Genomic DNA, 18,885 nt, shown 5'->3' with positions numbered 1-18,885 from the left:
TCGCTCCGTGCTGACGCTTTGCGACCTGGACGACACTCTGACAGACCGACGCGGGGGCTTGGAGGACGGGCGCGGGTTTTCGTGCGCCAAAGGCGTCTACTCCCAGAGGCCAGGCTGCCCGACCTGCCCGACCACACCCGGCGCCTGATTCACGCCTGCCACGACCTCGACGAGCACTACCCGGACCGCAAACTCTGGGCCTGGGCCCACATGCCCGGCTTCTGCGGCCACCTTCCTCACCAAGTCCCGCCGCTACTCCTCGACCTTCGCCGAAGGCCGCCAGGTCCGCACGCCAGGAGCACCGAGAACGAGGTCTTCCCGAGGACCCCGCCGATGCGGAGGGTTCCACGTTCGTCCTCGCTCTATGGACTTATGCCGGCCACGGCCACACCCCCGGCGAATCGTGGCTCGCGGCCTTTATCGCCCGAAACATCCGCGAGAACCGCACAACCGCCCGCGAAGAACTTCCCGCACTGCTCAGCCTGGAAGGAACCTCAAATGACCGCCAGGCCTGAACTGCTCACCGTGCCCGAGACCATGGCTCTGCTCAAGGCCGGCCGGACCAAGATCTACGAGCTGACCCGCACCCGGCGCCTTCCTTCTTTGAAGGTGGGAGTGTGCCGTCGACCAGCGCCGATAACTGGCAGCCGTGGTGCCTCCCGTATGCCGCTGAACCTTTACATCGCGGAGAACGAGTCGGGCATGCTTTTGCTTCTGTGCGACTCGTCGCCATGCTGCCGCGACGCAATCACGCCCGGGGGCACGACAGAATCTCGCCACCAGGATGCGCCGCAGGCAGTCCCGGGATCGCGGTACCGGACAGCAGTCGCTGTTGGGACCTTGAAATCAGCCATGGTCGACCGCCGGTGCGTCGGTTCTCCGATGGTCGCCGAAGTGCGTGGACTTCCTGGTACGGCCAGTGCGTGCTGTTCTCGGGGAGCGGCGTTTTTTGGAGGGGTGCACTCTCCACATCCATGCCCTGCTCAGAGGCGGGAAGGATTGGTGCGGAGCCTCGGCCTGGGTCTGGGACATGCACGTGGGCCGTCACCTTCCAAGGACGACGGCCTTCGCTGCATGTCGGTTACTCCGCGAAGAGCAGCGTTGGCTCGGCGAGGATGTCCCGGTCCAGTTCACTCTTGTAGATGAGGTCGATGCTGCCGTAGCGGGCCTGCTCGTAGTCGAAGCCGAGTGCGGCCACGGCCTTGCGGACTGCCTCTTCCGAGGGGCCTTCGATCTCGATGAAGGTGGGGAGGTCGGGCCAGGTATCGAGATCGTAGGTGATGTCGCCGAGCTGCCATTCCTCGCGGTAGTTCTGCTGGTATCGGACCTGGCGCAGTCCGAGGGCGGCGAGGAGCTCGGCTGTCTTGTCGAGGTCGTTGACCTCGATCTCGATTTCGGTGGTGCCGTTGATGGTGGTGGCGTCGCTGACCTGCTTCAGGGTGAGGGTCTTTTTGCCCCCCTCGTCCCTCAGACGCAGCCACTGTTCGCCTTGGACAGCGTCGTTCTCGAAGATGAGGCGGGTGAACATGGTTTTGTCGAAGGCTAGTTGTGCACCCGCGGCGCGGAGTCGGTCGCGTACCCCTTCGACGTCGATGCTGAGGAACTTCGCCTCATACTCGTACTGGGCCATCGCTGTCTGTGCTCCTGGTGATCGGTTTCTAGGGGGTGGTGTCTCGGAGGTCGCTCTCCCGCAATCTGACGACCTCGTCGCAGGCGTCGCTTGTTACGAACTCTTCCACGGGCTGGCAGAGGTCCATGCGTTGAATGCAGACTCCTACGTGGAATCGGCCCTGGGTGTCTCGGTACAGGCGCACGCCGTAGTAGCCCTCCTCGCAGTCGGTGCTGTTGTTGAACCGACGGTTGGCGCAGGTTGTCGGCAACCTGGTGGTCCGTATGTGCTTGACCACGAGCGGACGGCCGTTGGGTAGCCGGTAGAACATGCGGAAGCCCGAGGTGCCCGCGATGAGGCGAACCTCTTCGAGTTCGGCGCCGAGCTCGTCGAGGAGGATGTCGATGACGGAAGGAGAAGAAGCCCGCTACTCAGTCGGCGCCGCCCAAGGCGGAGCCAGATCCGTGGCGCGGTCTCATCGATGCATGTCAGGATCAAGGCTGGAGATATGGACGCCCAGGTCGCGCTCAATGGTGGAGGCGATGGCGCCGTGGCCGCGGTCGCGTAGGGCCTTGGCCGCCTTCTCGACCAGCTCTCCGAGTCGGATGACCTTGGCGCGCAGCGCAACCAACTCGTTGTAGCGGTCAGCCTTGTCCTGGCCGCACCACGCTCGGACGGTTCGAAGGACTGCCGCCTCCGCGTCCAACTTGCGCTCGTCACGCCAGCTGTAGGAGTACCAGGAGGACTGGGCACGCTCCTGCTCGATGTCCTGCTGTTTGCGGTCCGCCTCCGGAAGGATCTCGTCGGCGAGGCGTTCGGCCACGTGCCGGGCGATGCGCTCGGTGACCGGCCACCCGGCCAGGCACATGCCGTGGCGGTTCTCGTACACCATGGCATCGGCGCGGAGTTCGGCGGCGTCCATGCCGATGAGCGGCGCCGTCTCGTCGAGGCGTTCAGCTCCAGGATGCCTGCGTCCGCCACCGTTCGGCGAAGTCGCAGCCTGTTCTTCGGGCGGACGAATCCGAGGATCATGCGGGCGGCCTCGAACTCGGTACTGCCTCGGACATGACGAGAGGACTCCACCAGTGCCAGCTCCGCCGCGTCGTCTGCTCGGAACGTATCGACATCCGCCCACGGGGCTACGAGAGAGCCGGAACTGACCCACTCCTGCAGACCGGCGGCATCGCCTACGAGAAAACGCACGTGGATCCAGCCACTTCGTCCAGGGCCGCCCACTCGAACGACCTCCACTTGGCGAACCGCGCTGAAGCGGACTCGCACGACTGGGGCGACGCTCTATGGCCGACAGACGTATCAGCAGAGGCCGAGCTGATCCGAACAGTCACCAAACTCAGCGTTCATAGCGGCGTCGCGCCGCAGCTTCAACAGCCGGGCCCGCAAAGTCGCAGGTCAGAAGCCGTCAATTGGCTCGGCGGATAGACCAGTGTGTGGGGCAGCGCAGCAGTTGCCCGCAGAAACACGAGAACTGGGATCGGCTCCCTGGCAGTGCAGTCTCCCGCGCCCGAGGGCGCCACCGGACGCGGATCAGCGGACTTGCACGGCTAACTCCCCGCCAGTCCATGCTCCTTTCAACCCCATTCACCACGTGCTGTCGCACGCACAAGAAGCGAAGGTTTGCCATGTCCACTACAAACAGCATTCCGGATGACGCGCAGTCGCATGGAACGCCGCCGACCGAGCCGCACACGCCGGACAACCCCTCAGAGGAACAGCCGCAGGCACGGAACGCCCTCGCCTGGACCACGACCGGACTGTCCGCAGCCTTCTGCACCACCGGTGTGGTGCTGTCCCTGACCGGCCACGAGGAAGCAGGCATCGCCCTCATCAGTGCCGGAGCCGCGGGAAGGGGTGTCAGCATCCAGAAGTAGGGAACGTTCGCGGACCCCAGCCGCCGGACTCCCACTGTCTGGCGGCCGGGGCGACCTCCGTGGAGAGACAAGGTACGTCTCAGCCGGGTGGGCCCAGGATCCAGAGGAACGGCCGCAGTTGATCTCCCATCGGCTCCCCATGGAAGTTGAGGGAAGCCTGGCACTTGCCGCTAAGGGTGGGGTCGAGCCGGTCGGCCTCCGTCTTCCCCCATGCCGACCATTCTCTCGCAGCCTCTCGGTTTCGAGGGCGTCTTCCGACGCGGCGGCGGCTTCATCCAGCGCTGCACAGAACATCCCGGATCTCCCCCGCAGCCTGCCACTGCTCAAGGGCCGTGCCGAAGCGCTCGGCCCGTACCGCGTGAACCGCCTTGATCGAAGCCACGCTGACAGCGGCCTCCCACTTCCGCCGCTCGCGCTCCTCCCGCTTCGCTTCCAGGCGCCGGCGCTCGGCCTCCTGCCGCTCCTCCCGCAGGCGCTGCTGTTCCGCCTCACGTTCCAGTCGAGCCCGTGCTCCTCCGCGCGCGCCTTCAACGCCCGGAAGACTGAACCGACCTGATCCTCCAATGGCTTCTTGGCCGTGTCAGCCCATTCCTTCTTCCAGCCGTAGCTGTAGCCAGATCGCTGGCTGACCAGCAGCTCCAGTTCGCCGGGCGGCTCGCATTTCTGGGCAGGGGTGACACGCTGCCAGTCGTACGTATGACGGCCCGGCTGCTTGGGGACGTACCGGACCGGCTTCCGCCGTTCGCGGAAGCTGACCTCGTACGTCCTGCCGTGGACGGTGAGCAGTGGCCTCGGCTGCCTGCGCTTCTTCGACACCGCGGTTTCGCCGTGGCGTGCAAGGGCTTGCTCAGCGAGGAGCCGCAGCAGCGAGAGCACCCGGGGGAGGACCTCCTCCGAGATCTCGAAGGCACTGTGATCCGCGCTGACTGCGGCGATCACGTCCTCGACATCGGTGATCACACGGCCGCACGCCAGCCGGATACGGTTCCACTCGGTCTCGTCCTCGCCGGTCACCCGGAGCAGGCCGAGAAAGAAGTCCCCCTTCGCCCGCCCGCTGTCCTTCAGGTGATAGCACCGCGGGCAGGTGATAGCACCGCGGGGCGCACTGCCGGGCTGCGTCGAACGCCCTGCGGTAGCGGGCTCGCTCCTCGTCGTTGGGGTTCGGGATCCGGAGGAACCGTCCAGCCTGCTGTACCTCCGCGATCAAAGCGGCTCCGACTTCCGCCGGCGACGGTTGTGGGGGTTTGGCGGCGCGCTGCGGTGCCGGCTTTGACTTGCTTCTGCGGGGGAGGGGCTGATCGCGTCCGTTGACCGGTTTGTTGACCGCTTCCTGCGCTGAGCTGGTTCCGGCTGGTCCGGGTGATGGCCGTGTTCCAGGTAGAAGCGCCCCGCGTCAGTGATCTCCGCCTGCCACTTTCCATCCTGCTTGGGCATGGTGATCAGGCGCCGCTCCTTTAGAGCGCGGGCGGTGAGAGCGAACTCGGGGCTGTCCGATGTGACGGGGTCGGCTCCGTCCCCGATGCGGGTGAGGAGTGCGAGCTGCCGGTCATTTCACGGAGACCATCGGTGCATGTCGATCGTCGTACCGTCTGTGGTCTCCTCGGCACAAGTGTGGGGTGACTCTTGCGAGGCACACGAGGCGCATGGCGCGCTCGAAGGCGGAACACCTCTCGCTGGGAGCCACCGGGGAGCCGCTCCCCGAAGTCGGCTCCCAAACGGCTCCCAAAACGGTCCCGCAAAGCAAATCAGGCCCGGTGCTGATCTCTCAGCACCGGGCCTGACCTGGTGTTACAGCTGTCGGGGTGGCGGGATTTGAACCCACGACCTCTTCGTCCCGAACGAAGCGCGCTGCCAAGCTGCGCTACACCCCGATGTCACTGCCTGTCGCGGTGACGTCGTTTACTTTAGCCCACCGGTGGCCGGAGACGAAATCCGATTCTGCCGCGGCGGCGGATCGGGTTCGGGCGGGTGTGGTCGAGGGTGACCAGGAGGACTGCCAGGGCGTAGACGCAGAGGCCGGCGAGCAGGGCGTTGGCGAGGACGCCTCGGTAGCCGTGCTGGTCGACGTCGAGGAAGGAGTAGAGGTAGCGGCCCGCTGTGCCGGGGCTGAGGAGTTCGGCTCGGCCCAGGTAGAAGGCCAGGTAGGACAGGGGATAGAGGAGCCAGGTGGCGGTCTGGCGGAGGCGTAGGCGGCAGGGTGCGGTGAGCAGGAGCCAGTCCAGGAGCGCCGCGGCTGGGGTCACGGTGTGGAGGAGTTGGAGGGCTGTCCACTGGCCGTGCCAGGCGGTGGGCGGCGTCGTCGTGTCCGTCATGGAGAACGGGGGCGTCGTGTGCCCGAGGAGCAGGTGGTAGACGAGGCCCGTGGTCAGGATGTACAGCAGCGCGGCGCCTGTGAGGGCCGGCGGGAGGGGGCGGCGGGCCGCCCATGCCCGGTGCGCCGAAATCGTCATGACCACGGCGAGTAAGGCGTTGCTCTGGACGCCGAAGTAGCTCAGGGTGCGGGCGGCGGAGCCGAGCAGTAATTCCAGCGTGACGCCCGCGATGGCCGCCAGGGCGACGAGGAGGCGGTACCGCGCCGCCAGCGGGCGGCGGACCGGGGCCACCACTGCCGTGGCCGGGACGTACGAGGGCATCAGTACGGGAGTGCCCTGGACCGCAGGCAGGTCCGGGATGTCCCTGGGTATCGGGGCCGTCATGCCCATTACGCTAAGCAGAATGGGTGAAATGGGCGATATGGAGTGGGCTGGGCGAGTTAATTTTCGAGTGGATTAATTCCGATGGATTAATCCCGATGGGTTGGTTCCGGGTGGTTGGTTGCAGGGCGCTAGGCCCAGTGGGTTGGCTCAAGGGGGGACTGGCTGGAGTCAGGCGAGGGGCCGGCTGTGGGGCAGGGGAATTCGGTGAATTTCGGTTGGCCGGGTTCCTTGGCGGGGCGCGCGCCCCGCCGAAGTGTGTCCGCCCCGCCGGCCCGTCCGCTACTCCCGGCCGACCAAGGTCAACAACGTCGCCTCCGGCGGGCAGGCGAACCGTACCGGTGTGTAACGGTTGGTGCCGCAGCCCGCGGAGACGTGCAGATAGGAAGTGCGGCCCTCCGCGGTGTGCGTGGACAGGCCCTTCACGCGGTCCGCGTCCAGGTCGCAGTTGGTGACCAGGGCGCCGTAGAAGGGGATGCAGAGCTGCCCGCCGTGCGTGTGGCCGGCCAGGATCAGGGGGTAGGCGTCCGCCGTGTACGCGTCCAGCACGCGCAGGTACGGGGCGTGCACCACGCCCATCGAGAAGTCCGCGCCGCTCGACGGGCCGCCGGCCACGTGCGCGTAGCGGTCGCGCTTGATGTGCGGGTCGTCCAGGCCGGTCATCTCCACCGAGATGCCCTCGATCTTCAGTACGCCCCGGGTGTTCGTCAGGTTCAGCCAGCCCGCCGCGTCGAAGCCGTCCCGTAGTTCCTCCCACGGGTTGTGGATCGCGCCGACGGCCGGCGGGTTGCCGTTCAGGCCGTAGCGGCCGCTGGCCTTCTCCAGCAAGTAGCGGGCGGGGTTGCGGAGTTTGGGGCCGTAGTAGTCATTGGAACCGAAGACGTACGCGCCCGGGAACTCCATCAGCGGGCCGAGGGCGTCCAGCGCCTCCGGGATGCCCTCCGGGTCGGACAGGTTGTCGCCCGTGTTGATCACGAAGTCCGGGCGCAGACCCGCCAGCGAGCGCAGCCAGCGCTGCTTCTTGCGCTGGCCGCTCACCATGTGGATGTCGGAGACCTGGAGCATGCGCAGCGGCCGCATGCCCGGCGGCAGGACCGGGACCGTCACCCGTCGGAGCCGGAAGGAGCGGACCTCGAACGCCGCCGCGTAGGCCACACCGGCGGCGCCTGCCGCCATGATTCCCAGGGGTACTCCGTATAGCGCGCGCATATGACCATCGTGTCAGAACCCGAAGGCCCGCACAGACCGCGGCCGCCCCGGAAATCGGTGCGCGGCCGGGCGCGCGTACCTGCGACAATCGGACCCATGACCACCACGCTCAAGTCGAAGCTGCACGACGATCTCAACGCCGCGATCAAGGAGCGGGACGAGCTGCGCTCCTCGACGTTGCGGCTGACGCTCTCCGCGATCACCAAGGAGGAGGTCGCGGGCAAGGAGAAGCGTGAGCTCTCCGACGACGAGGTTCTGAAGGTGATCACCAAGGAGGCCAAGAAGCGCCGGGAGGCGGCCGAGGCTTTCGCGCAGGGTGGCCGGCCCGAGCAGGCCGAGCGGGAGAAGGCGGAGGGCGTGGTGCTCGCCGCATACCTGCCCCAGCAGATGTCCGACGAGGAGCTGAACGAGATCGTCGCCCAGGCCGTGGCGGAGGCGAAGGCCGCCGGTGCGGAGGGGCCGCGGGCCATGGGCGCCGTGATGAAGATCGTGAACCCGAAGGTGGCAGGTCAGGCCGAGGGCGGCCGGGTCGCCGCCGTGGTCAAGAAGCTGCTTCAGGGCTGAGTACGGATCTTGTATTCGCGGTGATCGCCAGGGACTCACGGTGATCGCCGGGCCTCGCGGTGACCGTCCGGGTCCCATGGTGACCGGGTGCGTTTCGATGCGCCGCGAGGGCGGGATTGCCGCTCGGTTCGCCGCACATGCGAGCCGTCCCACCCGAACCGCCACCCGCGCGAACCGCCCGCTCAACGGGCATCCGGGCCGCAAAACGGGGCCGCACCCTCTTCAGGCCGTCATGGGTGCGGCCCCGCCGTTTGCCTCTCGGGGAGTATTCGCGCCTCAGCCGGATCGTCCGGCCAACAGGCCGTCCGTTCGCCGTCCGCCTGTCCGGCCGACAGGCCGTCCGCCCGCCGACCCCGTCCTCAGCCCCGCGGGCCCCCGTTCCGCCCACCGTTGCTCTGCCCCTGGATGAAGTTGCCCGGGAAGGAGAACGTGGGGTTCGGGTTGGTGCCGCCGGTGTCGTTGCCGCCCGGCAGGCCGCCCGGCAGGCCGCCGTTGTCGCCGCCGCCGTTGTTCCCGTGGCCGTGTCCGTCGCCCTGGCCGTGGTCGTTGCCGTTGCCGTTCCCGTTGTTGTCGCCGTTGTCGTCCGGGATGTCGACCAGGTTGAAGTTCTGGACGGGCTTGCCCTGCAGGGCGCCGGTCATGGCGTCCTTCCAGATCGGGCCCGGGACCTCGCCACCGTAGACCAGCGGGCGGTAGACGCCGCCGATGCTGATGTTCTTCATCTCGACGCTCTGCTGGGGGCTGCCGACCCAGACGGCGCCGGACAGGTTCGGGGTGTAGCCGACGAACCAGGCGTTCTTGCGCTCGTCCGTCGTACCCGTCTTACCGGCGCTCTCGCGGTCCGTGAGGCCGGCCTCCTTACCGGTACCGGAGTCGACCACGCCGCGCAGCAGGGTGTTGACCGTGTCGGCGGTCTTCTGGTTCATCGCGCGCGTGCAGGTCGTCTTCGGCACCGCGAGCGACTTCTGCTCGTTGCCGATCTTCTGGCTGATCGACTCGATGGCGACCGGCGTGCAGTACGTGCCGTCGGAGGCGAAGGCGGCGTACGCGCTCGCCATGGTCAGCGGGGACAGACCCACCGAGCCGAGGGCGATGGCGGGCTGCTCGGGCAGCCTGTCGCCGTTGCCCTGGACCACGTGCAGCGAGTTGGTCATGTTCACCACCGGGCACAGCCCGATGTCGGAGATCAACTGGACGAAGTACGTGTTGACCGACTTGGCCATCGCTTCCTTCATCCGGAACGGGCCGACCTCCGACTTGTTCTCGTTCTCGACGGTCTCGCCCTTGGTGTTGGTGTACGGCTGGCTCTCGCACCGCTGCACCGGGCTCGGGTACTTCATCTTGTACGGCGACGAGTACTCCTGCGTGGCCGGCTTGCCGCCCTCGACCGCCGCCGCGGCCACGAACGGCTTGAAGGTCGAACCGGTCGGGAAGCCGTAGTTCGACCCGCCCATGTCGCGGTCGACCGAGTAGTTGTACTCGGTCTCGTTCTTCCCGTAGCCGTACGGCCTGGACTGGCCCATGCCGAGGATCTTGCCGGTGCCCGGCTGGACCAGGGTGGCGGCCGCGGCGACCTTGTCCGACTGGTTGACGTGGTCCTTGAGCGAGCTCTGGACCGACTCCTGGGCCTGCGGGTCGAGGGTGGTACGGATCGTCAGGCCACCGCGGTTCCAGATCTTGGCGCGGTCCTCCTTGGTCTTGCCGAAGACCGAGTTGCTGAGGAAGACGTGCTCGACGTACTTGCAGAAGAAACTGGCGCCCTTGACCGCGGTGATGCAGCCGTTCTTCGGCTGGCTGACGTGCAGGCCGAGCGGGGCCTTCATCGCCCTGTCCGCCTCCTGCCGGGAGATGTCGCCGACCTCGGTCATGCGCTGGAGCACGGTGTTGCGCCGCTTGGTGGCCTCGGCCTCGTCGTTGACCGGGTCGTAGCGGCTCGGGGACTGCACGATGCCCGCGAGGAGTGCCGCCTCCTGGAGCTTGAGGTCCTTGGCGTGCTTGGAGAAGTAACGCTCGGAGGCCGCCTCGATGCCGTACGCCTGCTCGCCGAAGAACGTGATGTTCAGGTAGTTCTCAAGGATCTTCTTCTTGCCCAGCTTCTCTTCGAGCTGGATCGCGTACTTCAGTTCCTTGATCTTGCGGCCCAGGGTCTGCTGGGTGGCCTGGGCGACCTTCGTCGGGTCGTCGCCGGCCTCCTCGATGAAGTAGTTCTTCACCAGCTGCTGGGTGAGCGTGGAGGCGCCCTGGGCGACGCCGCCGCTCTGCGCGTTCTTGTTGACCGCGCGCAGCACGCCCTTCAGGTCGATCGCGCCGTGCTGGTAGAAGCGGGAGTCCTCGATCGCGACGATCGCCTTCTGCATGTACGGCGAGATGTCCTTGATGTCCACCACCGTGCGGTCGCGGGAGTAGACCGTGGCGATCTGCTGGCCCCGGTTGTCCAGGATCGTCGTCCGCTGACTGAGCTGGGGGCTCTTGAGGTTGTCCGGGATCTCGTCGAATCCCTTGACCGAGCCCTTGGCCGCGAGGCCCAGCGCGCCTGCCGCGGGCAGCGCGATGCCGGCCATGACGGCTCCCGCGAGGACACTGACACCGAGGAACTTGGCGGCCTGCTGCGTAGGCGACAGGCCACCACCCGAGCGCTTCTTTGGCATAGGGGCAGCCTAATCCGTAGTTATGAGCGATCCGCAGGAGCAGGGGCTTCTCGGAGCGTTCGAGTACCAGACCGTGACATCCAGGTGCAGCCGGGCCCCACGGAGGCCTCACCGCAGATCGGTGCGCGGTCTGGCGGGAGTGGCGGCGGTCACGTGGGCGCCGGACGGACGTTTCGTACGCGCCCGGCCCGAGAGGCCTATGGCACGCCGCGGCCCAGCGCAACCCCTTCAATCGCATGATCGGACAGCTCTGCCACTGTCTCCAGTACCGCAAGCCGTTCGACGAACAGGCGGCCTTCCCCGCCCTTCTGTTGGCTGAAGCGGGTTGAGGCGATCAGAGATCGTCTATGCGGTCTGTGTGCTGCATGCGCGAGGCTGCGTTGACTTCAGCGAGCACGCGGCGAGCAGTCTCACGGCCGTCAGGACGTGGCGCAGGCACCCTTGGGTCAGCAAGATCAAGCCCGGTGAGTGACCGGGCCGGGACAGCAGTCCAGTTCCCTCGATGAAGGGGCAGTTGGCCTCGGGCATGCAGGTGATCCTTACAGGCGCGAGGGAGCCATGGAAGACACCTTCTGCCAGCTCAACTATCGAACGCTGCACCGGTGCCGCTTGACGGCATAGCAACGCGAGGTGTCTACGTTCTCATTCGCCGGACACGCGTACATGCCTTGGCCTAAGCTGCTCTCAACTGTCACAGCAGCGCGGCCATGTATCAATACGTCCGGCGACCCCGAATCGTTCCGGACTTTCCCGGCCTCGTTCGACGGGCTCCTCCGCCGGGTGTGTCGAGGCACGGTGGTGGCGTGTCCGAATCCGCCTCGTGTGTCACTCGGTGTCCGTTGTGACGCACCATAGCTGTCCCGTTTTGCCAGCATGATCACCTATGTCGTCAGCTCACTCCCGCGGGTGATCTGCCGCTTACCCATAGTCCGTTCGGGCCATCCAAGATTGGGCCCGAAGGGGGTGTTGCGCTGTGTCCGCCTTCCGTAACGTCCTCAACTGGCGGCGGTGAATATGCCGCTGCCGCCGTGGGGGAGCCTCGATTCGGGAGAGGACGGCGCCGGTATGGGCTGGGTAACCGACTGGAGTGCGCAGGCTGCCTGCCGCACTACCGATCCGGATGAACTGTTCGTTCAGGGAGCAGCGCAGAACAGGGCCAAGGCGGTGTGCACCGGATGTCCGGTACGCACCGAATGTCTGGCCGATGCGCTGGACAATCGTGTGGAATTCGGGGTGTGGGGGGGCATGACGGAGCGCGAGCGCCGCGCACTGCTGCGCAGGCGCCCCACCGTGACCTCCTGGCGCCGGCTCCTGGAGACCGCGCGTTCGGAGTACGAACGGGGGGCCGGGATCGTGTCCCTCGACAGCGACGAGGTGTACGAGAACTACGCGGCGGTCGGCTGAGGGCGTCCCGCCGCAGGGTCGCTCCGTAGGCGCGCTCGCAGCACGCGTACTCGCACCGCGCGTACTCGTCGAACGCTCACTCGTCGTCCGCGTCCGCGCGTGTTTCGGGCAGCTCCGGCCGCCTGGCCGCGAGCCGGTCGCCGATGTCCCGCAGCCCCGCGAGGTCGTGCACATCGCCGGGGAGTGCGGCCACCTCCACCACGGCCACCTCGGGATGGCGTGCGGTGAAGCGGTCGCGCGTGCGCTGCTCGCGGGAGAGCAGTTGCATGCGGTCGGCGTGCAGCCTCAGCAGACTCGCGGTCAACTGGTCGACGTCCGGTTCCGCGCCCGGGGGGCGGGGCTCGGACGCGGGTGCTGAGGGGGCAGCGGGCGAAGCGGCGGGGGAACCTGAACTGTCGTACGTGTCGGGAGAGTTACGAAGTCCAGCTTTCCCGTCACCCTGATCCACAATGCGGGGATCTTCAAGATTTTCGGCGGCGGTGAGCGCACGCTCGGCCGACAGCCGGACGGCGCCGCTGCCGTGGACACGGTTGAGCACCAGGCCGACCAGCGGCATGTCCTCGGCCGCCAGCCGCTGAACGAAGTACGCGGCCTCGCGCAGCGCGTCCCGCTCCGGGGCCGCCACCACCAGGAACGCCGTGCCGGGCGCCTGGAGCAGCTTGTACGTGGCGTCCGCGCGCGTACGGAAGCCGCCGAAGGTGGTGTCCATCGCCGCCACGAACGTCTGTACGTCCTTGAGCAGCTGACCGCCCAGCAGCTTGCCCAGGGTGCCGGTCATCATCGACATGCCGACGTTGAGGAACTTCATCCCCGCCCGGCCGCCCAGCTTCGCCGGCGCCGTCAGCAGCCGGATCAGCCGGCCGTCCAGGAACGAACCCAGCCGCTTGGGTGCGTCCAGGAAGTCCAGCGCGGAGCGGGACGGCGGGGTGTCGACGACGATGAGGTCCCACTCGTCCCTCGCCCGCAGCTGGCCCAGCTTCTCCATCGCCATGTACTCCTGCGTGCCCGCGAAGCCCGCCGAGAGCGACTGGTAGAACGGGTTGGCCAGGATCGCGGCGGCCCGCTCGGGGTCCGCGTGCGCCTCGACGACCTCGTCGAAGGTGCGCTTCATGTCGAGCATCATGGCGTGCAGCTCGCCGGCGCCCTCGGTGCCCTTCACCCGGCGCGGCACGTTGTCCAGCGAGTCGATGCCCATCGACTGGGCCAGCCGTCGGGCCGGGTCGATGGTGAGGACGACCACCTTCCGGCCCCGCTCGGCGGCCCGCAGCCCCAGCGCCGCCGCGGTCGTGGTCTTGCCGACCCCGCCCGAGCCGCAGCACACCACGATCCGCGTCTCGGGGTCGTCGAGCAGCGGATCGACGTCGAGCACGCGCGTGGGGGAGAGCCGGTGCCGGGCGGTGTCCTGCGCGTGGGCCGGGTCCGGACTCATGACAACCCCTGGTTCTGCAGCTCGGATGCGAGTTCGTACAGGCCCGCCAGGTCCATGCCCTCGGCGAGCAGCGGCAGTTCGTGCAGCGGCAGTCCCAGCTCGCCCAGGACCGCGCGCTGCTCCTGCTCCAGCGCGTGCCGCTCGGCGTACTCGGCGGCCTGTTGCAGCAGCGGGTCCACCAGCCGCTCGGCGTTCCCGCCGCGCCGCGCCCCGCCCAGGCCGGCGGCCGACAGCGAACGGGCCACGGCGGCGTGCGGCACCGCCTGCACGAGGTCCAGGCCGGCCGCGTCCAGTACCTCGGGCCGCACCATGTTCACGATGACCCGGCCGACCGGCAGCCCCGCCGCCCGCAGTTCGGCGATGCCGTCCGCGGTCTCCTGCACGGGCATCTCTTCCAGGAGGGTGACCAGGTGCACGGCGGTCTCCCGGGACTTCAGCACCCGCATCACGGCCTGGGCCTGGTTGTGTATCGGGCCGATCTTCGCCAGTCCGGCCACCTCGTCGTTGACGTTCAGGAAACGGGTGATGCGTCCGGTGGGCGGTGCGTCCATGACGACGTAGTCGTACGTGAAGCGGCCGTTCCGGTCCTTGCGGCGCACCGCCTCGCACGCCTTTCCGGTCAGCAGGACGTCCCGCAGACCGGGCGCGACGGTGGTGGCGAAGTCGATGGCACCGAGCTTCTTCAGGGCGCGGCCGGCCCCGCCCAGCTTGTAGAACATCTGGAGGTAGTCCAGCAGGGCCAGTTCGGGATCGATGGCCAGGGCGTACACCGCGCCGCCCCCCGGAGCGACGGCGATCTTCCGCTCCTCGTAGGGCAGCGCCTCTGTCTCGAACAGCTGCGCGATACCCTGTCTGCCCTCCACCTCCACGAGAAGCGTCCGCTTTCCCTCGGTGGCGAGGGCCAGCGCGAGGGAGGCGGCGACCGTCGTCTTTCCGGTCCCGCCCTTGCCGCTGACGACCTGGAGCCTGCTCACGTCTTCGAGACTAACCAGTCCGCCCGACACCTACGCGGGAGGCTGTGGATAACAGCCGCTACAGTCAGCGCATGACGAAGTGGGAATACGCCACCGTGCCGCTGCTCGTACACGCCACCAAGCAGATTCTGGACACCTGGGGCCAGGACGGCTGGGAGCTGGTCCAGGTCGTGCCCGGACCCAACCCCGAGCAGCTCGTGGCCTACCTGAAGCGGGAGAAGGCGTAATGGGCGCCGTCGAGGACCGGCTCGGCGAACTCGGTCTGACCCTGCCCGAGGTCGTACCGCCACTGGCCGCCTACCAGCCGGCCGTGGTCTCCGGACCGTACGTCTACACCGCCGGCCAGCTGCCGATGGTGGAGGGCAAGCTTCCGGTCACCGGCAAGGTGGGTGCCGAGGTGACCGCCGAGGAGGCCAAGGAGCTGGCCCGCACCTGCGCGCTCAACGCCCTGGCGGCCGTCAAGTCCGTCACGGGCGACCTGGACCGCATCGCGCGCGTGGTGAAGGTCGTCGGCTTTGTCGCCTCGGCCGCGGACTTCACCGGGCAGCCCGGGGTCGTCAACGGCGCCAGCGAGCTGTTCGCCGCGGTCCTGGGTGACAAGGGCGTGCACGCGCGCAGCGCCGTCGGCGTCGCCGTGCTGCCGCTGGACGCACCCGTGGAGGTGGAGATTCAGGTCGAGCTGGTGCCCTGAGGCCGGGCCCCGGGGACCCCTCGAAGATTCGCCTGCGCCGGGATAGCCTCCGCCCATGGCGAATGGGCAGTGGTACCCACCGGAGTGGCCGGACCGCATCCGGGCGCTCGCCGAAGGCACCCTCACACCGGTGCGCCCGAAGCGCGCGGCCACGGTGCTGCTCCTGAAGGACACCCCGGCCGGTCCGGCCGTCCACATGCTGCGCAGACGCGCCTCCATGGCCTTCGCCGGAGGCGCGTACGCGTATCCGGGCGGCGGTGTGGACCCCCGCGACGACGACCTCCAGGTCCGCTGGGCGGGCCCCACGCGCGCGTGGTGGGCCGATCGGCTCGGCATCGACGAGACGGGAGCCCAGGCGGTCGTCTGCGCGGCCGTGAGGGAGACGTACGAGGAGGCGGGTGTCCTGCTCGCCGGACCGACGCCCGACTCCGTGACCGGCGACACCACCGGCGAGGACTGGGAGGCGGACCGCGCCGCCCTGGCCGCCCACGAACTGTCCTTCGCCGAGTTCCTGGACCGCCGAGGTCTGGTGCTGCGTTCCGACCTGCTGACCGCCTGGGCCCGCTGGATCACCCCGGAGTTCGAGGCCCGCCGCTACGACACCTGGTTCTTCGTGGCGGCCCTCCCGCAGGGCCAGCGCACCCGTAACCTCTCCACGGAGGCCGACCGCACGGTGTGGACCCGGCCCGCCGAGGCCGCGGCCGGATACGACCGGGGCGAGCTGCTGATGCTGCCGCCCACCATCGCGATCCTGCGGCAGCTGGGCCCGTACGTCACCGCCGCCGAGGCGTTCGCCGCCGCGCCCGCGCGCGACATGACGCCCGTCCTGGCCCGTGCGCGGCTGGCCGACGACGGGATCGAGCTGGCCTGGCCGGGGCACGACGAGTTCACCAAGCACATTCCGACCGCCCCCGCCGGGGGAGGTCCCGCATGACCGACGCGGCAGCCCTGCCCGGCCGGCCCCGGGGCGGAGTCATATCGGGTCCCGCCACCGCGCGGACCGTCAACGTGCTGGCGCCCAACCCGTCCGCGATGACCCTGGACGGCACCAACACCTGGATCGTCGCGGAGCCCGACTCCGATCTCGCCGTGGTCGTCGACCCGGGCCCGCTGGACGAAGGCCACCTCCGCGCGGTCGTCGACGCGGCCGAGCGGGCGGGCAGACGCGTCGCGCTGACCCTGCTCACCCACGGCCACCCCGACCACGCGGAGGGCGCCGCCCGCTTCGCCGAACTGACCCGCACCCAGGTGCGTGCGCTGGACCCGGCGCTGCGGCTCGGCGACGAGGGGCTGGCCGCGGGGGACGTGATCACCACCGGCGGCCTGGAGCTGTGGGTCGTCCCCACCCCCGGCCACACCGCCGACTCGCTGTCCTTCCACCTCCCGGCCGACCGGGCGGTGCTCACCGGGGACACGGTCCTCGGCCGGGGTACGACGGTCGTGGCGCACCCTGACGGCCGCCTCGGCGACTATCTGGACTCCCTGCGCCGGCTGCGGTCCCTGGCGGTCGACGACGGCGTCCAGACCGTCCTGCCGGGCCACGGGCCGGTCCTGGAGGACGCCCAGGGCGCCGTCGAGTTCTATCTCGCCCACCGGGCCCACCGGCTCGCCCAGATCGAGACCGCCGTCGAGGACGGCCACCGCACGCCCGCCGAGGTCGTCGCCCACGTCTACGCCGACGTGGACCGCTCCCTGTGGCCGGCGGCGGAACTGTCGGTCCGGGCGCAACTGGAGTACCTGCGCGAGCACGGGCTGCTCTGAAAGGGCGCGGCGGTCCGGGCGCACGTTCTGCCGGGGTGCGGGTGGGGGCGGGGCGGGTGCCGGTTCGGGGGCGTGACGCTGCGGCATGGTGCCGGTCGTGGGGTGTGACGATCCGGTCCGGGATCGGGTCCGGCTTCGGCCGGTCGGTGCGGCTTCGGGCCAGTGGGTTCTTGGGGTCAGCGGGGTCTTGGGGTCTTCACACCGTGCACGCGCGCGTACTCGTGCGCGAGCCACGGTCCGATGTCGTCGACGTATGCCCGCAGTACGGCGGGGTCGCCGACCGGCTCATAGCCGTACCCGGCCGCGGTCCGCAGCTGGGCCGCCCGCCGCGGGTAGTACGCGCCGAACGCCTCGGCCATCTCGTGCAGGTCGCTGGTCCAGCCGTTCCAGCGCGGCATGACGAGGGTGAAGGCGGTCCGGACGAGGTGCCGTGACATGAACCGGACGAGGGGCCGCCGGGCCGCCGCCGTCTCGTCCACGGTGGCGATGCGCTCCCGCCAGCGGGGGAGGAGGAGGGCGAGGTCGCCGTTGGTCTCACGGGCCAGCAGGGGGTCGGGCCGGTAGCGGGGCAGATGTCCGGCCAGATCCTCCCCGAGCAACGGGGTGCACAGACAGGCCACGAACCAGCCCAGATCGTGCCGCTCCAGGTCGCTCAGCAGCCGTTCCCGGCCGAACAACAGCGTGCCCACCCCGTCGATCTGGGGGAACTCGGCGTCGATCGCCGCGCCCAGCGCCCGGGCCGCGGCCCGGTCCTGGTCGTCCGGTTCGGCCGCCAGCGCCACCAGCAGGTCGAGGTCGCTGCGCCCCACGCGCGCGGTGCCGCGGGGGATCGACCCGTAGAGGTACGCGCTGTGCAGCCGTGCTCCGAACGCCTCGGGCAGCCGGGCACGCGCGGCAGCCACGACGGGGCGGAAAGCAGGCTGCACGCGCGCGAGGGAGCCTTCGCGCACGAGACGGCCCTCCGGGTCGAGGCCCTTGCGCCGTACCGCCTCGGGGACGAGGTTCTTGTGCTGCACCACCTCGGGGTCGACACCCGGGCGACGTACGTCCCTGGGTACGACACCCGGGCGTCGTACGTCCTCGGGGCCGAGGCCCTCACGATGTACGCCCTCGGCGGGTTCGGGCCCGGTCTCCATCCGGTCGGCAGCAGAGCGGACCGAGCCGGATCAGCGCGAACGCTTCGCGAGCCGCTCGACGTCCAGCAGGATGACGGCGCGTGCCTCCAAGCGGAGCCAGCCGCGCTGGGCGAAGTCGGCGAGCGCCTTGTTCACGGTCTCCCGGGACGCGCCGACCAACTGGGCCAGCTCCTCCTGCGTGAGGTCGTGGACGACGTGGATGCCCTCCTCGGACTGCACGCCGAAGCGGCGGGAGAGGTCCAGCAGAGCGCGCGCCACGCGGCCGGGTACGTCGGAGAAGACCAGGTCCGACATGGCGTCGTTGGTCTTGCGCAGCCGACGGGCGACGGCGCGCAGCAGGGCGCCGGCCACCTCGGGGCGTACGTTCAGCCAGGGCTGCAGGTCGCCGTGGCCGAGGCCGAGCAGCTTGACCTCGGTCAGCGCGGTCGCTGTCGCCGTCCGCGGGCCCGGGTCGAACAGCGACAGCTCGCCGATCAGCTCACCGGGACCGACGACGGCGAGCATGTTCTCGCGGCCGTCGGGGGAGGTGCGGTGCAGCTTGACCTTGCCCTCGGTGACCACGTAGAGCCGGTCGCCCGGGTCGCCCTCGTGGAAGAGGGAGTCGCCGCGCGCCAGGGTCACCTCACTCATGGAGGCACGCAGCTCCGCGGCCTGCTCGTCGTCGAGAGCCGCGAAGAGCGGGTTGCGCCGCAGAACGTCGTCCACGAGTTCTCTCCTTGTCGACCTGCTCAGGGGATCTTGCTCCCCGGTGTACCAGGGGACCGTGCTTCCCATTTTGCCGGACGGTCCAAACAGTGTGATCTGTCACAAGGATGCCGCACAGGTGTACCGAGGTAAGCGGCAGGGGGCCGATCGAGGGCTGATCCCCGGGGGCCGAG

Annotated in this window: 16 protein-coding genes, 1 tRNA gene and 1 pseudogene; 8 read left to right on the top strand and 10 right to left on the bottom strand. The window is 68.9% G+C overall.

Annotated elements, in window-relative coordinates; all coding sequences use genetic code 11:
• Positions 1-120 precede the first annotated feature (120 nt).
• Positions 121-515: pseudogene (locus ACFYPJ_RS04980) on the top strand (replication initiator); the annotation flags it as partial.
• A gap of 566 nt (positions 516-1,081) precedes the next feature.
• Here the strand turns inward: ACFYPJ_RS04980 and ACFYPJ_RS04975 are convergent.
• Both ACFYPJ_RS04975 and ACFYPJ_RS04970 read right to left on the bottom strand, forming a co-directional pair.
• Positions 1,082-1,630 (bottom strand): class IV adenylate cyclase, encoded by a 549-nt coding sequence (locus ACFYPJ_RS04975; protein WP_389010593.1) that lies wholly within the window; start codon positions 1,628-1,630, stop codon positions 1,082-1,084.
• Positions 1,631-2,084: 454 nt separating this feature from the next.
• A complete protein-coding gene (locus ACFYPJ_RS04970; protein WP_389010590.1) occupies positions 2,085-2,531 on the bottom strand; it encodes a hypothetical protein in 447 nt (148 codons plus the stop codon).
• Between the two features lie 718 nt (positions 2,532-3,249).
• Between ACFYPJ_RS04970 and ACFYPJ_RS04965 the strand changes: the two genes are divergently transcribed.
• Complete coding sequence (locus tag ACFYPJ_RS04965) at positions 3,250-3,498, top strand: hypothetical protein (protein ID WP_389010588.1); 249 nt, start codon at positions 3,250-3,252, stop codon at positions 3,496-3,498.
• Positions 3,499-5,295: 1,797 nt separating this feature from the next.
• Here the strand turns inward: ACFYPJ_RS04965 and ACFYPJ_RS04960 are convergent.
• The 3 genes from ACFYPJ_RS04960 to ACFYPJ_RS04950 all read right to left on the bottom strand — a co-directional run bounded on the left by ACFYPJ_RS04960 (position 5,296) and on the right by ACFYPJ_RS04950 (position 7,400).
• Positions 5,296-5,369 (bottom strand) — tRNA-Pro (locus tag ACFYPJ_RS04960).
• Positions 5,370-5,402: 33 nt separating this feature from the next.
• Complete coding sequence (locus ACFYPJ_RS04955; RefSeq protein ID WP_389010585.1) at positions 5,403-6,194, bottom strand: Pr6Pr family membrane protein; 792 nt, start codon at positions 6,192-6,194, stop codon at positions 5,403-5,405.
• Positions 6,195-6,473: 279 nt separating this feature from the next.
• On the bottom strand, positions 6,474-7,400 hold the full coding sequence (locus tag ACFYPJ_RS04950; RefSeq protein WP_389010582.1) for a metallophosphoesterase: 927 nt from the start codon (positions 7,398-7,400) through the stop codon (positions 6,474-6,476).
• A gap of 96 nt (positions 7,401-7,496) precedes the next feature.
• Between ACFYPJ_RS04950 and ACFYPJ_RS04945 the strand changes: the two genes are divergently transcribed.
• Positions 7,497-7,964 (top strand): GatB/YqeY domain-containing protein, encoded by a 468-nt coding sequence (locus ACFYPJ_RS04945; RefSeq protein WP_389010579.1) that lies wholly within the window; start codon positions 7,497-7,499, stop codon positions 7,962-7,964.
• A 359-nt stretch (positions 7,965-8,323) separates the two neighbouring features.
• On the opposite strand, the gene ACFYPJ_RS04940 is transcribed toward ACFYPJ_RS04945, so the two are convergent.
• The gene (locus tag ACFYPJ_RS04940) at positions 8,324-10,612 is read right to left on the bottom strand and encodes a transglycosylase domain-containing protein (RefSeq protein WP_389010576.1); all 2,289 of its coding nucleotides are present in this window, start codon (positions 10,610-10,612) and stop codon (positions 8,324-8,326) included.
• 1,065 nt (positions 10,613-11,677) lie between these two features.
• Here ACFYPJ_RS04940 and wblA point away from each other — a divergent pair.
• Positions 11,678-12,016, top strand: coding sequence for a transcriptional regulator WblA (wblA, locus tag ACFYPJ_RS04935; RefSeq protein ID WP_389011582.1), 339 nt, complete (start codon positions 11,678-11,680; stop codon positions 12,014-12,016).
• 76 nt (positions 12,017-12,092) lie between these two features.
• Here the strand turns inward: wblA and ACFYPJ_RS04930 are convergent, their stop codons facing one another.
• Both ACFYPJ_RS04930 and ACFYPJ_RS04925 read right to left on the bottom strand, forming a co-directional pair.
• Positions 12,093-13,445, bottom strand: a complete 1,353-nt coding sequence (locus tag ACFYPJ_RS04930; protein ID WP_389010573.1) for an ArsA family ATPase — start codon at positions 13,443-13,445, stop codon at positions 12,093-12,095.
• Positions 13,442-14,419, bottom strand: coding sequence for an ArsA family ATPase (locus tag ACFYPJ_RS04925; protein WP_389010571.1), 978 nt, complete (start codon positions 14,417-14,419; stop codon positions 13,442-13,444). The genes ACFYPJ_RS04930 and ACFYPJ_RS04925 overlap by 4 nt, the downstream gene beginning before the upstream one ends.
• Positions 14,420-14,490: 71 nt before the next feature.
• On the opposite strand from ACFYPJ_RS04925, the gene ACFYPJ_RS04920 reads away from it, so the two are divergent.
• The 4 genes from ACFYPJ_RS04920 to ACFYPJ_RS04905 are packed head-to-tail and all read left to right on the top strand — an operon-like array spanning position 14,491 to position 16,871.
• On the top strand, positions 14,491-14,646 hold the full coding sequence (locus tag ACFYPJ_RS04920) for a DUF4177 domain-containing protein (RefSeq protein ID WP_376524819.1): 156 nt from the start codon (positions 14,491-14,493) through the stop codon (positions 14,644-14,646).
• The gene (locus ACFYPJ_RS04915; protein ID WP_389010568.1) at positions 14,646-15,110 is read left to right on the top strand and encodes a RidA family protein; all 465 of its coding nucleotides are present in this window, start codon (positions 14,646-14,648) and stop codon (positions 15,108-15,110) included. The genes ACFYPJ_RS04920 and ACFYPJ_RS04915 overlap by 1 nt, the downstream gene beginning before the upstream one ends.
• Positions 15,111-15,165: 55 nt before the next feature.
• A complete protein-coding gene (locus ACFYPJ_RS04910) occupies positions 15,166-16,044 on the top strand; it encodes an NUDIX hydrolase (protein ID WP_389010566.1) in 879 nt (292 codons plus the stop codon).
• Positions 16,041-16,871 (top strand): MBL fold metallo-hydrolase, encoded by an 831-nt coding sequence (locus tag ACFYPJ_RS04905; RefSeq protein ID WP_389010564.1) that lies wholly within the window; start codon positions 16,041-16,043, stop codon positions 16,869-16,871. Before ACFYPJ_RS04910 ends, ACFYPJ_RS04905 begins: the two co-directional genes overlap by 4 nt.
• Positions 16,872-17,047: 176 nt before the next feature.
• On the opposite strand, the gene ACFYPJ_RS04900 is transcribed toward ACFYPJ_RS04905, so the two are convergent.
• Together ACFYPJ_RS04900 and ACFYPJ_RS04895 are read right to left on the bottom strand one after the other, a co-directional pair.
• Positions 17,048-18,007: a nucleotidyltransferase gene (locus ACFYPJ_RS04900; RefSeq protein WP_389010562.1), complete on the bottom strand. Its 960-nt coding sequence runs from the start codon at positions 18,005-18,007 to the stop codon at positions 17,048-17,050.
• Between the two features lie 30 nt (positions 18,008-18,037).
• Entirely contained in the window at positions 18,038-18,712 is a 675-nt protein-coding gene (locus ACFYPJ_RS04895; protein ID WP_030734182.1) for a Crp/Fnr family transcriptional regulator, read from the bottom strand.
• Positions 18,713-18,885 lie beyond the last annotated feature (173 nt).

The sequence above is a fragment of the Streptomyces sp. NPDC006012 genome (assembly GCF_042871185.1).
Classification (GTDB): Bacteria; Actinomycetota; Actinomycetes; order Streptomycetales; family Streptomycetaceae; genus Streptomyces.
This window is presented reverse-complemented; position numbering and strand designations above follow the sequence as displayed.

What these genes read in the sequence shown, in the direction of transcription:
- ACFYPJ_RS04975 (WP_389010593.1), bottom strand. Translation starts at nt 1,630, where the DNA reads ATGGCCCAGTACGAGTATGAGGCGAAGTTCCTCAGCATCGACGTCGAA.
- ACFYPJ_RS04970 (WP_389010590.1), bottom strand. Translation starts at nt 2,531, where the DNA reads ATGGACGCCGCCGAACTCCGCGCCGATGCCATGGTGTACGAGAACCGC.
- ACFYPJ_RS04965 (WP_389010588.1), top strand. Translation starts at nt 3,250, where the DNA reads ATGTCCACTACAAACAGCATTCCGGATGACGCGCAGTCGCATGGAACG.
- ACFYPJ_RS04955 (WP_389010585.1), bottom strand. Translation starts at nt 6,194, where the DNA reads ATGACGGCCCCGATACCCAGGGACATCCCGGACCTGCCTGCGGTCCAG.
- ACFYPJ_RS04950 (WP_389010582.1), bottom strand. Translation starts at nt 7,400, where the DNA reads ATGCGCGCGCTATACGGAGTACCCCTGGGAATCATGGCGGCAGGCGCC.
- ACFYPJ_RS04945 (WP_389010579.1), top strand. Translation starts at nt 7,497, where the DNA reads ATGACCACCACGCTCAAGTCGAAGCTGCACGACGATCTCAACGCCGCG.
- ACFYPJ_RS04940 (WP_389010576.1), bottom strand. Translation starts at nt 10,612, where the DNA reads ATGCCAAAGAAGCGCTCGGGTGGTGGCCTGTCGCCTACGCAGCAGGCC.
- wblA (WP_389011582.1), top strand. Translation starts at nt 11,678, where the DNA reads ATGGGCTGGGTAACCGACTGGAGTGCGCAGGCTGCCTGCCGCACTACC.
- ACFYPJ_RS04930 (WP_389010573.1), bottom strand. Translation starts at nt 13,445, where the DNA reads ATGAGTCCGGACCCGGCCCACGCGCAGGACACCGCCCGGCACCGGCTC.
- ACFYPJ_RS04920 (WP_376524819.1), top strand. Translation starts at nt 14,491, where the DNA reads ATGACGAAGTGGGAATACGCCACCGTGCCGCTGCTCGTACACGCCACC.
- ACFYPJ_RS04915 (WP_389010568.1), top strand. Translation starts at nt 14,646, where the DNA reads ATGGGCGCCGTCGAGGACCGGCTCGGCGAACTCGGTCTGACCCTGCCC.
- ACFYPJ_RS04910 (WP_389010566.1), top strand. Translation starts at nt 15,166, where the DNA reads ATGGCGAATGGGCAGTGGTACCCACCGGAGTGGCCGGACCGCATCCGG.
- ACFYPJ_RS04905 (WP_389010564.1), top strand. Translation starts at nt 16,041, where the DNA reads ATGACCGACGCGGCAGCCCTGCCCGGCCGGCCCCGGGGCGGAGTCATA.
- ACFYPJ_RS04900 (WP_389010562.1), bottom strand. Translation starts at nt 18,007, where the DNA reads ATGGAGACCGGGCCCGAACCCGCCGAGGGCGTACATCGTGAGGGCCTC.